11 protein-coding genes and 1 tRNA gene are annotated in these 15,318 nt (G+C 71.3%); 7 read left to right on the plus strand and 5 right to left on the minus strand.

Annotated features, from left to right (window positions below):
- Window positions 1-90 precede the first annotated feature (90 nt).
- The 6 genes from pepN (at window position 91) to pyk (ending at window position 9,735) form a co-directional block, all read left to right on the plus strand.
- A complete protein-coding gene (gene pepN, locus AB0L59_RS05405) occupies window positions 91-2,604 on the plus strand; it encodes an aminopeptidase N (protein WP_365579407.1) in 2,514 nt (837 codons plus the stop codon).
- A gap of 288 nt (window positions 2,605-2,892) precedes the next feature.
- Window positions 2,893-3,726 (plus strand): NAD(P)H-binding protein, encoded by an 834-nt coding sequence (locus tag AB0L59_RS05410; RefSeq protein ID WP_365579409.1) that lies wholly within the window; start codon window positions 2,893-2,895, stop codon window positions 3,724-3,726.
- A 382-nt stretch (window positions 3,727-4,108) separates the two neighbouring features.
- Window positions 4,109-5,485, plus strand: coding sequence for an aminotransferase class V-fold PLP-dependent enzyme (locus tag AB0L59_RS05415; protein WP_365579411.1), 1,377 nt, complete (start codon window positions 4,109-4,111; stop codon window positions 5,483-5,485).
- Window positions 5,482-6,891, plus strand: coding sequence for a SidA/IucD/PvdA family monooxygenase (locus AB0L59_RS05420; protein ID WP_365579413.1), 1,410 nt, complete (start codon window positions 5,482-5,484; stop codon window positions 6,889-6,891). Before AB0L59_RS05415 ends, AB0L59_RS05420 begins: the two co-directional genes overlap by 4 nt.
- A gap of 51 nt (window positions 6,892-6,942) precedes the next feature.
- Complete coding sequence (locus AB0L59_RS05425) at window positions 6,943-8,067, plus strand: GDSL-type esterase/lipase family protein (protein WP_365579415.1); 1,125 nt, start codon at window positions 6,943-6,945, stop codon at window positions 8,065-8,067.
- 231 nt (window positions 8,068-8,298) lie between these two features.
- On the plus strand, window positions 8,299-9,735 hold the full coding sequence (pyk, locus tag AB0L59_RS05430; RefSeq protein WP_365579417.1) for a pyruvate kinase: 1,437 nt from the start codon (window positions 8,299-8,301) through the stop codon (window positions 9,733-9,735).
- A gap of 76 nt (window positions 9,736-9,811) precedes the next feature.
- Here pyk and AB0L59_RS05435 read toward each other — a convergent pair.
- Window positions 9,812-9,886, minus strand: a tRNA-Leu gene (locus tag AB0L59_RS05435).
- A 100-nt stretch (window positions 9,887-9,986) separates the two neighbouring features.
- On the opposite strand from AB0L59_RS05435, the gene AB0L59_RS05440 reads away from it, so the two are divergent.
- On the plus strand, window positions 9,987-10,643 hold the full coding sequence (locus tag AB0L59_RS05440) for a response regulator (RefSeq protein WP_365579419.1): 657 nt from the start codon (window positions 9,987-9,989) through the stop codon (window positions 10,641-10,643).
- A gap of 58 nt (window positions 10,644-10,701) precedes the next feature.
- Here AB0L59_RS05440 and AB0L59_RS05445 read toward each other — a convergent pair whose 3' ends face one another.
- Genes AB0L59_RS05445 through AB0L59_RS05460 form a run of 4 tightly spaced genes read right to left on the minus strand, consistent with a single transcriptional unit; the run spans window position 10,702 to window position 15,144 of the window.
- A complete protein-coding gene (locus tag AB0L59_RS05445; RefSeq protein ID WP_365579421.1) occupies window positions 10,702-11,418 on the minus strand; it encodes an ABC transporter ATP-binding protein in 717 nt (238 codons plus the stop codon).
- Window positions 11,415-12,359 carry an ABC transporter ATP-binding protein gene (locus AB0L59_RS05450; protein ID WP_365579423.1) on the minus strand — a complete coding sequence of 315 codons (945 nt, stop codon included), beginning with the start codon at window positions 12,357-12,359 and terminating at the stop codon, window positions 11,415-11,417. The genes AB0L59_RS05445 and AB0L59_RS05450 overlap by 4 nt, the downstream gene beginning before the upstream one ends.
- A 5-nt stretch (window positions 12,360-12,364) precedes the next feature.
- Window positions 12,365-14,206 carry a branched-chain amino acid ABC transporter permease gene (locus tag AB0L59_RS05455; protein ID WP_365579425.1) on the minus strand — a complete coding sequence of 614 codons (1,842 nt, stop codon included), beginning with the start codon at window positions 14,204-14,206 and terminating at the stop codon, window positions 12,365-12,367.
- 5 nt (window positions 14,207-14,211) lie between these two features.
- Window positions 14,212-15,144, minus strand: a complete 933-nt coding sequence (locus AB0L59_RS05460) for a branched-chain amino acid ABC transporter permease (RefSeq protein ID WP_365579427.1) — start codon at window positions 15,142-15,144, stop codon at window positions 14,212-14,214.
- Between the last annotated feature and the right edge of the window lie 174 nt (window positions 15,145-15,318).

The following is a 15,318-nucleotide window of genomic DNA, read 5'->3' on the forward strand; positions in this document are numbered from 1 at the left end:
CAGCTGCGGGGCGGGACGGCGGGCCGGACATAAGCCGTGAATCCGGCCACCCCCTGTGCGCTGTCAGTGCGATCAGGCAGCATGGCCTGCATGTCCGTACTCACGCGCGATGAAGCGCAGCTCCGAGCACAGCTCCTCGACGTCCACCGCTACACGGTCGAACTGGACCTGACGACCGGAGACGAGACCTTCGACTCCCGGACCGTGATCCGGTTCACCACGCGGTCCGCCGGGGACACGTTCGTGGAGCTGAAGCCCGTCGAGTTGCGCGCGGTGACGCTGGACGGGGAGCCCCTCGACCCCGAGTCGCTGGACGACGGCCGGCTGCCGCTGAAGAACCTCTCCGCCGGTGACCACGAACTACGGGTCGACGCGGTCATGCGCTACTCCCGCACCGGCGAGGGCATGCACCGCTTCACCGACCCGAGCGACGGCGAGACGTACGTCTACACGCAGATTTTCATGGACGACGTCCAGCGCGTCTTCGCCGCCTTCGACCAGCCCGACCTCAAGGCCGTCTTCGAGGTCTCCGTCAAGGCGCCCGAGGACTGGACCGTGCTCGCCAACGGCGTGGTCGAGCAGCGCGCCGACGGCGTCTGGCAGGCCGCACCCACCCCGCTGATCTCCACCTACCTCGTCGCGGTCGCCGGCGGCCCCTGGCACTCGGTGCGCACGGAGCACCGCGGACTGCCGTTCGGCATCCACTGCCGCCGCTCCCTCGCGCCGCACCTCGACGCCGACGCCGAGGAGATCCTCGACGTCACACGCGCGTGCTTCGACCGCTACCACGAGAAGTTCGACGAGCCGTACCCCTTCGACTCCTACGACCAGGCGTTCGTCCCCGAGTTCAACGCGGGCGCCATGGAGAACCCGGGCCTGGTCACCTTCCGCGACGAGTTCGTCTACCGCTCCGCCGTCACCGACACCGAGCGCCAGACCCGCGCCATGGTCATCGCGCACGAGATGGCCCACATGTGGTTCGGCGACCTCGTCACCCTCAAGTGGTGGGACGACATCTGGCTGAACGAGTCCTTCGCCGAGTACATGGGCTACCAGACCACCGCCGAGGCGACCCGCTTCACCGACCCCTGGACCGAGTTCGGCGTCACCCGCAAGGCCTGGGGCTACGACGCCGACCAGCGGCCCACCACCCACCCGGTCGCCCCCGAGAAGGTCGACGACACGGCCTCCGCGCTGCTCAACTTCGACGGCATCTCCTACGCCAAGGGCGCCTCCGCGCTGCGTCAGCTGGCCGCCTGGCTCGGCGAGAAGGACTTCCTCGCCGGCATCAACACCCACTTCGCCCGGCACAAGTTCGGCAACGCCACCCTCGCCGACTTCATCGACTCCCTGGCCTCCGCCACCGACCGCGACGTGCCCGCCTGGGCCGACAGCTGGCTGCGCACGACGGGCGTGGACAAGCTCACGCCCCTCGTCACCACCGCCGACGGCACCTGCGCGCTGACCGTCGACCGCGCGGGCGGCCGCCCGCACCGCCTCACCGCCGGGCTGTACGACCACGACGTCGCCGACGAGGGCCGGCTGGTGCTGCGCACGCGCCTCGACCTGGACGTCCCGCATGCCGACCCGCAGCCCATCGGCAAGCGCCCCGCGCTGCTCCTGCTCAACGACGGCGACCTCACCTACGCCAAGGTCCGTTTCGACGCCGAGTCCTTCGAGGCGGTCCGCAGCGGTCTGTCCGGGCTGCCCGACCCGCTCACCCGCGCGGTCGTCTGGAACGCCCTGCGGGACGCCGTCCGCGACGGTGAACTCCCGCCCGCCGCCTACCTGGAGACGGCCCGCGCCCACCTCCCGCGCGAGACCGACCTGGCGCTCGTCCAGGGCGTCCTCTCCTTCGCCTCCGGCCAGATCGCCGACCAGTACCTGAAGCCCGAGGACCGACCGGCCGCCCTGGCGGCCCTCACCGCGCTCTGCCGGGACCTGCTGCGGCGCACCGAGGACGGCGACCACCCCGGCCTGCGCCTGATCGCCGTACGCCACCTGATCAGCGCGGCCGCCCACCCCGACACCATCGCCGCCTGGCTCGCGGACGGCACGGTGCCCGGCGGGCCGGAGCTCGATCCCGAGCTGCGCTGGCGCATCCTCGGCCGGCTCGCCGTGCTCGGCGCCACCGACGAGGCCGCCATCGCCGCCGAGCTGGAGCGCGACCCGAGCGCCTCCGGCCACGAGGGCGCCGCCCGCTGCCGCGCCGCCCTGCCCGACCCGGAGGCCAAGCGGGCCGCCTGGGAGGCGATGTTCGCGGGCGACGACCTGTCCAACTACCTTTTCACGGCCACCGCACAGGGCTTCTGGCAGCCCGAACAGGCCGAGCTGGTGCGGGAGTACGTGCCGCGCTTCTACGCGGACGCCGTCGCCGTCGGTGCCCGGCGCGGCCCCGCCATAGCTGTCGCCGCCGGCCGCTGGGCCTTCCCCGCCCACGCCGTCGACAGCGAGAACCTGCGGCTCGGCGAGGCCTGTCTGCGCGACGCCGACCCCACCCCGGCCCTGCGCCGCACCCTCGCCGACCGCCTCGACGACCTGGCCCGCGCTCTGCGGGTGCGCGCCGGGGACACGGAAGAGGCACAGGTGGCCCAGGCGGAGTAGGCCGGGCGGACCGGGCCCTGGCGTCGAACTCCGGTCTGCCCCGCGACGCCATGCACGCACTCCCGTCGCACCGGGCCCGGGCCCGAGTACTCCAGTACGAGGGCCGGGGGCCCGGCACGCCGCGAGCACGCACCTGACGCCGCGGGGCCCGGCCTCCGGGCGGACGACGGGAGTTCGACGACAGGGCCCAGGGCGCGGCTGGTCCCTGCCGACGGTGCCGCGGTCCGGACCGTCGGCCTAGGCTCGAGCTGTCAGGAACGATCAGCCGAGCCTTCGGAGGCAGATTCCGTGATCGTAGTGACCGGTGCGACCGGCAACGTCGGCCGTGCCCTCGTCGACCGTCTCCTCGCCGCGGGCCGGCCCGTGCGGGCGCTCACCCGCGACCCGCTGCGGGCCGCCCTGCCCGACGGCGCCGAGGTGGTCCGGTTCCGGCCGGACGACCCCGCCGCCCTGTTCGGCGGGGCGACGGCCCTGTACCTCTACGCCCAGGCCGGCTCGCCCGCCCTGCTGGAGGCGGCCCGCGCCCACGGCGTGCGCCACGTCGTGCTGCTGTCCAGCGGCATCATCCAGGAGGGTGCCGACGAGACCCACCCCATCCACGTCATGCACGCCACCGCCGAACAGCAGATCCGCGACAGCGGGCTCGACTGGACCTTCCTGCGGCCGAACGCCTTCGCCACCAACGCCCTGCAGTGGGTGCCGCAGATCCGAGCCGGGAACACCGTCCGCGGGATCTTCGCGGACGGGCTCACGGCGCCCATCCACGAGGACGACATCGCGGCCGTCGCCGAGCGGGTCCTGCTCGACGGCGGACACGAGGGCGGCGTGTACCGGCTGACCGGTCCCGAGGCGACCTCCAACGCCGAGCAGGTCGCGGCGATCGGCGCGGCCGTCGGCAGGGAGCTGACCTTCGTGGAAGCGGACCCCCGCGAAGTGGGCCCGGAGCTGTTCCCGCACGTCCCGCCGCCGATGCTGGAGCGGCTGCTGCGGACCTTCGCGGAGACGGTCGGCGTGCGGCCGGAGATCACCGGCACGGTGGAGAAGCTGACCGGCACCCCGGCCCGTACGTTCGCCCGCTGGGCTCGGGACCATGCCGGGGACTTCGGGGGGCCGGCGTCCTAGGCGCCCCAGGGGCGCCGCGACGGCCCATCGCGACCGGAGGCGCCGCGATGGGCCGCCGGGCGTCCGCGGCGCCGCCGCGGCTGGTCGCTGCTCCGGGTTCTCGGCTCCGCTCGGACAAGGAGCCCCGGTGCGGCGGTAGCCCCACATCCCCGGGGCCGGAACCTCCGCTCACCAGGCGGCGTCGGCCCTCCCGCGTCCGTCGCCCGGACGGCGCCGGCCGCGCGCCGCGAGCGTCCCGACGCGTTTTCCTCGCACGGCAGTACCCACTTTCGGGTTTCGATCGTTGGGCTTTCGGGACGCACGGGCCTCTTCCGGCACAAGCTGGAAGTCCAGCCACCAGCCGGAAGCCCCCGAAGGTCGGTCCATGAGCGGAGGACAGCCGATGAGCGGTGAAGACCCTCTGCGCACGCCGCCCCTCGCCTCGGGCCCCCACGGCCCCGGCACCCTGCGCCCCCTCCTCGGCACCGTCCTCGACGCGCTCGCGGCCGGTGCCCGGGCGCGCGGCGGACCGCTGCCCGCCGGCGGGCCGGAGGCCGTCGCCGCGCGCGTCGCCCACGTCCTCGGGGACGTCCTGCCGGACACCGGCGACCCGGACGCCCTGCGCGCCCTCGTGCACGCCCTCGCGGAGGGCGCCGCCGACCCCGCCGACCCGCTGTGCGCGGCCCATCTGCACTGCCCCCCGCTCGCCGTGGCCACCGCCGCCGACCTCGCCGTCAGCGCCCTCAACCCGTCCCTTGACTCCTGGGACCAGGCTCCCGCCGCCTCCGCCCTGGAGGCCGCGGTCACCGGTGCCCTCGCCCGCGCCACCGGTCTCGCGGACGCCCTCGTCACCACCGGCGGCACCGAGTCCAACCAGCTCGCCCTGCTGCTCGCCCGCGAGGCACACGGCGGCAGCGTGCGGCTCGTGTGCGGAGCCAACGCCCACCACTCGCTGCCCCGCGCCGCCTGGCTGCTCGGCCTGCCCGACCCGGTCGTCGTCCCGGCCGCGGGCGGCACCCTCGACCTCGCCGCCCTCGACGCCGCCCTCGCGACGCTCTCCGGCCCGCTGCTGGTCGCCGCCACCGCCGGCACCACCGACGCCGGACTCGTCGACCCGCTGCCCGAGATCGCCGGGCTGTGTGGCGCCCATGGCGCCCGGCTGCACATCGACGCGGCCTACGGCGGGGGCCTTCTCTTCAGCGACCGGCACCGCGACAAGCTCGCCGGGCTGGAAGCCGCCCACACCGTCACCCTCGACCTGCACAAGCTCGGCTGGCAGCCGGTGGCCGCCGGCGTCCTCGCCGTCGCCCGTCCCGGCGAACTCGCCGTGCTCCACCAGCGTGCCGACTATCTGAACGCCACCGACGACACCGACGCCGGACTCCCCGACCTGCTCGACCGCTCCCTGCGCACCACCCGCCGACCGGACGTCCTCAAGATCGCCGTCACTCTGAGGACCCTCGGCCGCACCGGACTCGGCGCCCTGGTCGACGAGGTCTGCGCCCGCGCGAGCGAGTTCGCCGACCTCGTCGCGGAAGACCCCGGCTTCGAGCTGTACGACCGGCCCGTGATCAGCACAGTCCTGTTCCGGCCCGCCGACGCGGCCGACGCCGCCGTGGCCGCCGTACGCCGCCGGCTGCTGCACGAGGGCCGGGCCGTCCTCGGACGCGCCCGGCTCGACGGCCGCCTCTGGCTCAAGGCCACCTTCCTCAACCCCCACACCCGGCCGGACGACCTGGCCCAGCTCCTGAAACTCGTCACAGAAGGCACCCCCGCATGAGCAACCCCCCACGACACGAGCCCTCATCCCCCCGTGACCTGGTCGGCGTGGGCATCGGCCCGTGCAACCTCTCCCTGGCAGCCCTCGCCCACCCGCTCGCCGAACTCGACGCCGTCTTCTACGAACAGCGCCCCGGCTTCGACTGGCACCCCGGCCTGCTCATCGAGGGCGCCACCATCCAAGTGCCCTTCCTCGCCGACCTGGTGACGCTCGCCGACCCCACCAGTCCCTGGAGCTTCCTGAACTACCTCAGGACCCGCGAGCGGCTCTTCCCCTTCTACTTCGCCGAGCGCTTCCACATCCAGCGCGCCGAGTACGACGCCTACTGCCGCTGGGTCGCGCAGAGCCTGCCCGGGCTGCGCTTCCGTCACCAGGTCGACTCCGTCCGCTGGAACCCCGAACAGGACGTCTTCGAGGTCGACTTCACCCAGCTCGACGCCGAGGGCGAGGTTGAGGCCCTCGGGCGTACCTACACCCGGAACGTCGCCCTCGGCGTCGGCACCGCCCCGCACGTGCCCGACCCGCTCAAGCCGCTGGTGGAGGCCGCGGGCGTGCAGGTCATCCACGCCGCCGACTACCTGGACCACCGTGCCGGCATCCTGGCCGCCGAGCACGTCACCGTCGTCGGCTCCGGACAGTCCGGCGCCGAGGTCTTCCTCGACCTGCTGCGCCACCGCCCCGCGGGACGCGAGAGGCTCCACTGGATCGGCCGCAGCGAGGCGTTCGCGCCGATGGAGTACTCCAAGCTCGGCCTGGAGCACTTCACCCCGGACTACGCCCGCTACTTCCACGCCCTCACCGAGCCCGTCCGCGACCGGCTCGTCGCGGCCCAGTGGCAGCTGCACAAGGGCATCGACGCCGGCACCCTCGCCGCCATCCACGAGGAGCTGTACCGGCGCACCCTGCACGGCGGCTGGCCCGACGCCGTCCTCGTCCCGGGCGTCCGCGTCCGCACCGCCGGCCGGATCGCCACCACGCAGATCGAGCTGCATCTGGAGCACATCCAGCAGGACAGCCGTTCCCGGCTCACCACCGACGCCGTCGTCCTCGCCACCGGCTACCGCGAGCGCCCGCTCGGCCGCATCCTCGCCGGACTGGACCCCTATCTGCGCCGCGACAGCAGCGAACGCCCCCGCGTCGACGAGGAGTTCCGGCTGGTCCTCGACCCGTCCGTGACCGGCTCGGTGTACGTCCAGAACGCCGAGCTGCACACCCACGGCGTCGGCGCGCCCGACCTCGGCCTCGCCGCCTGGCGCAGCGCCACGATCCTCAACTCGCTCACCGGAAAGGACCCTTATCCGCTGCCCGGCCGGACCGCCTTCACCACCTTCGGACTCGAGCAACCGCCCCACGTTCCGCAGACCCGGCAACCGAAGCAGCTGATTCCACTTGTCGAGGGCAGGTAATAAGCGGGCAAGCCCGGAAGAGGCCCGCCGACGGCGGTGTTGGCGCCTGGCATGACCACGACTTGGATCGCCGCCCACCGCACCGCCGTCATCAGCCCCTACGAGCCCTTCCAGCTCATCGAATCGCGCGGTTTCAGCGATCAGACGGTACGGCAGTCCCTGCGCCTGGCCGGGGCAGGTGAGGCACTGCGCATCGGGCTCAGCAACCGGTTCGGCAAGGAACCCCTGGAGATCGGCGGCGCCCACCTCACCGGCGACGGGATCGACACCCCGCTCACCTTCGGCGGCGCCCCGACCGTCACGGTCCCGGCCGGCGGGGAACTCGTCAGCGACCCGGTCGAACAGGCCGTCACCGCGGGCCAGGTCCTCACCGTCAGCCTCTATCTGCCCGGGGACACCGGCCTCACCACGTTCTCCGCGGTGCCCCACGACATCGGCCACGCCGCTCCCGGCGACCAGCTGACCGCCGCCGTCCTCCGGGACGCCGAAGAGGTGACGACCGGACACTTCGGCCTGGCCGCCGACGTGCTCGCCCCCGAGGACACCCGCATCGCCGTGGCGTTCGGCGACTCCTGGATCGAGGGCGCGGCCACCACCCCCGGACTGGACAACAGCTTCCCCTCCCAGCTCGGCCGCCGTCTCACCCGCGGCTGGATCGTCAACCAGGGCATCTCCGGCAACCGGCTGCTCACCGACCAGATCGGCGAACATCTCCTCGCCCGCCTCGACCGCGACGTGCTCGCCGTCCCCGGCGCCCGTCACGTCCTGGTCCACATCGGACTCAACGACCTCGGGATGCCCGGCTACCGCGCCCACCCCGAGCCCGCCGAGGTGCCCACCGCGGCCGAGCTCGTCGCCGGACTCACCACCCTTGCCGAGCGCCTCCATGCCGCCGGCCTCAGCGTCGTCGCCACCACCGTCGGACCGTACCGGGGCACGGTCTACGAGGGGTACGACACCGAAGCCGGCCAGGCCGCGCGGCGCGAGGTCAACGCCTGGCTCCTCGGGGACACGCACCCCTTCGACGGCATCGTGGACGTGGCCGCCGCCGTCGCGGACCCGGAGCGCCCCGACCGGATCCGTGCCGAGTTCGACAGCGGCGACGGCCTGCACGTCAACGACGCCGGCGCCAAGGCGATCGCCGACGCCGTCGACCTGGACCTGTTCGACCTCTAGCCAGCCAGGCCCTGTCGTCGAAAAGCGGTGACCCTCCAGCGCCGGTGACCGTGGGGGCACCGGCGTGCCGGCGATCGCCGCTCCCGCCCCCAGGCTTCGCGAGGGTGAAATTCGCTCATCGGAGCGAGTGACCGCACAATTCAACACTTGTCAATGACCCTTTACGCAAAGGTTGTTGAGTGGTCATGTGCGACCGATTCTCTACCCACGGGTAAGGCCTAGGCTCGACGTATGCGCCGAGCAAAGATCGTCTGTACTCTGGGGCCCGCCACCGACTCGTACGACCAGATCAAGGCACTGGTCGACGCCGGAATGGACGTGGCCCGGTTCAATCTCAGCCACGGTACGCACGCCGAACACGAGGAGCGCTACCGGCGAGTGCGCAAGGCGGCCGACGAAACGGGCCGCAGCGTGGGTATTCTCGCCGATCTTCAAGGTCCGAAGATCCGGCTCGGCCGTTTCCGTGAAGGCCCGGTACTCCTTGAACGCGGTGACACGTTCACCATCACCGTCGAGGAGGGCGTCGAGGGCGACCGCCAGCGGTGCGGCACCACCTACGACGGCCTCGCCGCCGACGTCCGCCCCGGTGAGCGGGTCCTCGTGGACGACGGCAAGGTCTGCCTGGAGGTCACCGCCGTCGACGGTCCCCGCGTCCGCACCCGCGTGGTCGAGGGCGGCATGATCTCCGACCACAAGGGCCTGAACCTGCCCGGCGTCGCCGTCTCCGTCCCCGCCCTGTCCAAGAAGGACGAGGAGGATCTGCGCTGGGCGCTGCGCACCGGCTTCGACGTCATCGCGCTCTCCTTCGTCCGCAGCGGCGACGACGCCAAGGACGTGCATCGCATCATGGCCGAGGAGGGCCGGCGCCTCCCGGTGATCGCCAAGGTCGAGAAGCCGCAGGCCGTGGAGAACCTCGACGGCATCGTGGCCGCCTTCGACGGCCTGATGGTCGCGCGCGGCGACCTGGGCGTGGAGATGCCCCTGGAGCAGGTGCCGATCGTGCAGAAGCGCGCGATCAAGCTCGCCAAGCGCAACGCCAAGCCGGTCATCGTCGCCACCCAGATGCTCGACTCGATGATCGACAACTCCCGGCCGACCCGCGCCGAGGCCTCCGACGTGGCCAACGCCGTCCTCGACGGCACGGACGCGGTGATGCTGTCCGGCGAGACCAGCGTCGGCAAGTACCCGGTCGAGACCGTGCGCACCATGGCGAAGATCGTCGCAGCGGCCGAGGAGGACATGCTGGCCAAGGGCCTGCCGCCGCTGACCGACCGGAACAAGCCGCGCACCCAGGGCGGCGCGGTCGCCCGGGCCGCCGCCGAGATGGGCGACTTCCTCGGCGCGAAGTTCCTGGTGGCCTTCACCCAGTCGGGAGACACGGCTCGCCGCCTGTCCCGCTACCGCTCGCCCATCCCGCTCCTGGCTTTCACCCCGGAGCCGGCCACCCGCTCCCAGCTCAGCCTCACCTGGGGCGCCGAGACCTTCCTCGGCCCGCACGTCGACTCCACCGACGCCATGGTCGACCAGGTGGACGAGCTGCTGCTGAAGTACGGCCGCTGCGAGAAGGGCGACGTCGTGGTGATCACGGCGGGTTCCCCGCCCGGGGTGTCCGGCTCGACGAACATGGTCAGGGTTCACCACATCGGCGAGGACGACAGCCCGAAGTAAGGGCCCCTACGACGCCGCAGGGCCCCTCACCCAGAGGGGCCCGCGTGAAGTGCTGACCTTGGAATCCAAGGAAAAGTGCCCCGGGTCGGACTCGAACCGACACTGTACGGGTTTTGAATCCGTTGCCTGCTGCCAATTGGGCTACCGGGGCTCGCAGAATCCAAGGCTTCCCCTGACCCTCCGCGCGTCCACCATACCGTAGCTAGGTAGGCTCTTGTCAGCAGTACCCCTGCCTGGAACGAGGAGCCCCCGTGACCGCCGAGTCGCCCCAGCCCGTAGACGCGCCCGACGACGACAAGTCGCACGTGCCTCCGCTGACGACCCGTGTCGTCATCGCCGAGGACGAGGCCCTGATCCGGCTCGACCTGAAAGAGATGCTGGAGGAGGAGGGGTACACCGTCGTCGGCGAGGCCGGGGACGGTGAGCAGGCCGTCGAGCTGGCCCGCGAGCACCGGCCGGACCTGGTCATCCTGGACGTGAAGATGCCCAAGCTCGACGGCATCTCCGCGGCCGAGAAGATCGCCGAGGAGTCCATCGCGCCGGTCCTGATGCTCACCGCCTTCTCGCAGCGCGACCTCGTCGAGCGCGCCAGGGACGCCGGTGCCATGGCGTACCTGGTCAAGCCGTTCAGCAAGAGCGACGTGGTCCCGGCGATCGAGATGGCCGTCTCCCGCTTCACCGAGCTGAAGCAGCTGGAGCAGGAGGTCGCCGACCTCACCCAGCGCCTGGAGACCCGCAAGCTGGTCGACCGCGCGAAGTCCATCCTGCAGACCGAGTACGGCCTGACCGAGCCGGCCGCGTTCCGCTGGATCCAGAAGACCTCCATGGACCGGCGCATGTCGATGCAGCAGGTCGCGGAGGCCGTCATCGCGGACAACGACGAGAAGAAGGCGGCCAAGAAGGCCTGACCTGTACGACGAGGCCCGCACCCCGGAGAAGGGGGCGCGGGCCTCGTCGTAGCGCTGGTCAGTCCTCGCCCAGATAGGCCTTGCGGACCGACTCGTCGTGCAGCAACTCCTGTCCCGTGCCCGACAGGACGATGTTGCCGACCTCCATGACATGACCCTGGTCGGCGAGCGAGAGCGCCGCCTGGGCGTTCTGCTCGACCAGCAGGATCGTCGTGCCCTGCGCCTTCAGCTCGGCGATCGTCGACATGATCTTCTGCATCATGATCGGCGACAGGCCCATCGACGGCTCGTCCAGCATCAGCAGCTTCGGCTGGGACATCAGGGCCCTGCCCATCGCCAGCATCTGCTGCTCACCTCCGGAGAGGGTGCCCGCGGCCTGCTTGCGCCGCTCTCCGAGGATCGGGAAGAGGTCGTAGGCGCGCTGGATGTCCTTCTCGATGCCCGGCTTGTCGCTGCGCAGGAACGCGCCGAGCCGCAGATTGTCCTCGATGGTCATGCGCGGGAAGATGTGCCGCCCCTCGGGGGAGTGGGCGAGGCCCAGCGAGACCACCTGGTGGGCCTGGACCTTCTTCAGCGACTTGCCGTTGAACCGGATCTGCCCGCCGACCGGCTTCAGCAGGCCGGAGAGCGTGCGCAGGGTGGTGGTCTTGCCGGCGCCGTTGGTGCCGATGAGGGTGACCACCTGACCGGCCTCGACCTTGAAGGAGATGCCCTTGACGGCCTCGATCTTGCCGTAGGCGACCCTCAGGTCCTCCACTTCGAGCAGTGCGGTCATCGGTCGTTCTCCTTGCCGGGCGCGGCGTCGGTCGTGGTCTCGGCGCCTTCGTCGGCGGCCTCGGTCGTGGCCTCGGCGTTCGCCTCGGCGGCCGCCACCTCGGCCGCCTCCTCGTCGCCGGGCGCGTTCTCGAAGGGTTCGCCGAGGTAGGCCGCGATCACGCGCTCGTCGCCCTGTACGGTCGCGCTGTCGCCCTCGATCAGCTTCTCGCCCTGCACCAGGACGGCCACCCGGTCGCAGAGGTTGAAGATGAAGCGCATGTCGTGCTCGATGACGAGGACGGCGATGCCCTTGTCCCGGATGGCGAAGACCAGTTCCTCGGTGGCCCGGGTCTCCTGCGGGTTCATGCCCGCCGTCGGCTCGTCGAGCAGCAGCAGGCCCGGCTCGCTGGCCAGCGCGCGGGCGATCTCCAGCTTGCGCTGCTCGCCGTAGGGGAGGTTGCGGGCGAGATGCTCCGCCTTCCGCTCCAGGCCCACGAACTGCAGCAACTCCATGGCCCGTTCGCGGGAGGCCCGCTCGGCGCGGTGGAACCCGGGGCCGCGCAGCAGCGCGGACCACAGGCCCTCCTTGGTGCGGGTGTGCCGGCCGACGAGGACGTTCTCCAGGACCGTCATGTTCGCGAACAGCCGGATGTTCTGGAAGGTACGGGCGATGCCGGCCGCGGTGACCTTGAAGGACTTCGGCGGCAGCACCTGGCCCTTGTAGCGGACCTCGCCCTCGGTGGGCACGTACAGGCCGGTCAGGCAGTTGAAGAAGGTCGTCTTGCCGGCGCCGTTGGGGCCGATCAGGCCGACGATCTCGCCGCTGTTGACGGTGAAGTCGACATTGCGTACGGCGGTGAGGCCGCCGAAGCGCATGGTCACGCCGCGGGCGTCGAGCACGACCTCGCCGGGTGCGGAGGCGCCGGGCGCGGCGTCCTTGATGGTGGTGTCGGTAGTCATCGTGGTCAGGCCCCTGCCTTGGTGAGGACGGCGGGTGCTTCGGCCTCTTCGTGGAATTCGAGCTGGCGGCGCCGGTTGGGGATGAGGCCCTCCGGACGGAAGCGCATCAGCAGGATGAGGGTGACGCCGAAGGCGAACAGCTGGTAGTCGCCCAGGAACTGCAGCTTGGCCGGGATCAGGTACAGCAGGGACGCGCCGACCAGCGGACCGGAGATGGTGCCCATGCCGCCGAGGACCACCGCGGCCAGCAGGAACGCCGAGTTGGGTGGCACGGCGTAGGCGAACTGGTACTGCTCCGGGGTCACCGTGTAGGTGACGTGGCCCTGGACGGAGCCGGAGAGACCGGCCAGGCACGCGCCCAGCGCGAAGGCGATGAGTTTGACGCGGAAGCCGTTGATGCCCATGGCGAGTGCCGCGGTCTCGTCCTCGCGGATGGCGATCCAGGCGCGGCCGATGCGGGAGTCGCTGCTGCGCCGGAACACCACGACCACGATGAGCGTGATGATCAGCATCAGCAGCAGGTAGTTGGCGAACCGGCCGATGGTGGTGCCGAGGATCTGGTGCTCCTGGCCGAAGTCGAAGCCGAGGATCTTCAGGTTCGGGATCGAGGAGATGCCGTTGGAGCCGTTGGTGACGTCCGGGCCCGAGGTGCCGTCCATGTTGAGGACGGTGATGCGGAAGATCTCACCGAAGCCGAGGGTGACGATGGCCAGGTAGTCGCCGCGCAGCCGCAGGGTCGGGGCGCCGATGATGACGCCGAAGATCATGGCGACGGCCGCGCCGAGCAAGGCCGAGGCCCAGAACGGCCAGTTCACGTGCAGGGGGGAGGACGGCGAGCCGGACACGAGTGCCGCGGTGTACGCGCCGACGCCGAGGAACGCGACGTAACCGAGGTCGAGGAGGCCGGCGAGGCCGACGACGATGTTCAGGCCCAGCGCGACGGTCGCGAAGATCAGGATGTAGACGCCGATCGTCGCGTACTGGTCGTTGGACTGGGTGAAGGGGAAGGCCGCGGCGGCGACGAAGGCGCCGATCATGGTGAGGGTGCGGTGCTTCGCGGTGATCGCCGAGACCCGGGCCACGAGCCCCGCCTTGGAGACGGCGGCGAAGCCGCAGCCGGCGGTGATGAGGAAGCCGATGAACAGTTCGTCGTACGGTGTGCTGACGCCGTAGCTGAAGACCACCAGGCCCACGGCCATGGCCGCGACGATGACGAGGATCTCGGCGTACGACGGCAGAGTGCGGGCGGGGGCCGGGGGCTCGGCTGCGAAGGCCGCCTTGAAGATGTTCCAGTTCTGCCGGGACGTGTGGCGGAACAGCTCCCAGCCGCGGTCGTCCGGGTCGGCGAGTTCGGGCTCCGGCCGCTCGAACGGCAGGGCCAGCGCGCCGATCAGCGCGGCCAGGGTGGCGACGGCCACGACGAAGCCGCCGGGCTCGAGGTTCACCAGGCCGCCGAGCTCGTCGCTGATGGCGACGACGGTGTACCAGGCGGTGGCGAAGGTACCGACCGCGGCCAGCTTCAGCGCCGCCTCGGCGCTTCCCGGCGTCAGCCACCCGAGGCCCTTGACGCCGTAGGAGGCGAGGCCGAACAGGGTGGTGAGGATGCCTCCGATCAGTACCAGGACCTGCAGGCCGCCCGGGTAGCCGTAGACCGTGAGGTCACCGGGGAAGTCGGCGGTCCAGGTCCAGGAGAGGAACGTGGAGACGATGGTGAGGGCGCCGCCGCCGGTGGCGAGAGCTCTGCCGAGGGGCGCCGGCAGACCGATCAGGCCGGACGGGGCGGGGGTGGGTGCGCCCGGGGTTTCCGGGGTCTCGGGGGTCTCGGATGCCGTGGTCTGTGTGGTCATCGGTGTCACGCCCTGTCCGCGACGCGTTCGCCGAGCAGGCCCTGCGGCCTGAACAGCAGTACGAGGATGAGGAGTACAAAGGCCCAGACGTCTGCCCAGGACTGGCTGCCGAACTTGTCCATGCCGGGAATGTCCGCGATGTAGGCGGTGGACAGGGCCTCGGCGACGCCGAGGACGAGGCCGCCGAGCATGGCGCCGTAGATGTTTCCGATGCCGCCGAGGACGGCCGCGGTGAAGGCCTTCAGGCCGAGGAGGAAGCCCATCTTGAAGTCGATCTGGCCGTACTTGAGACCGTAGGCGACGCCTCCGACGGCCGCGAAGGCGGCGCCGAGGGCGAACGCGATCACGATGATCCGGTCGGTGTTGACACCCATCAGCTTCGCGGTGTCCGGATCCTGGGCGGTGGCCTGCATGCCGCGGCCGGTACGGGTGCGCATCACGAAGTAGGCGAGGAAGGCCATGCTGAGCGGAGCCGCGATCACCAGGAAGATGTCACCGGTCTGGATCGTGACGTTGCCGATGTTGAAGGGGCCGCCCGGAATGGTCGGGAAGGTGCGGGCGGACTTCGCCTGGGGGTACCAGGCCCACACCGCCTGCTGCAGGGCCAGGGAGAGGCCGATCGCGGTGATGAGGGGGGCGAGGCGGGGGGCGTTGCGCAGGGGACGGTAGGCGAACCGTTCCGCTCCGACGGCGACGAGGACGGCGACCAGGACCGCGCCCACCAGCATGAGGGGCAGGGCGACCCACATCGAGGTGCCGTCGGGCAGTATGTACGCGTAGACCGTGAGCGCGCCGAAGGCGCCGGTCATGAAGATCTCGCCGTGGGCGAAGTTGATGAGCTGGACGATGCCATAGACCATCGTGTAGCCGATGGCGACCAGCCCGTACATGGATCCCAGTAGCAGGCCGTTGACCAGCTGCTGCGGCAGTTCGTTCACCGCATGTCCTCCGAGAGGTTCGGAAAGCTTCGACGGATGGGGCCGGATGCGAGTCCGCGCGGGGCGCCAGTGGAACAGCGTACGCCCCGGAGGTCGCCCCCGCGATGAACCGGCGCCGGATCGCCTCGCTGGACGCCCGGCGGCGGGCCGACACGCTCGGCTCGGTGGTGGACT

The organism is Streptomyces sp. NPDC052109, from assembly GCF_040680195.1.
In the GTDB taxonomy this organism is placed as follows: domain Bacteria; phylum Actinomycetota; class Actinomycetes; order Streptomycetales; family Streptomycetaceae; genus Streptomyces.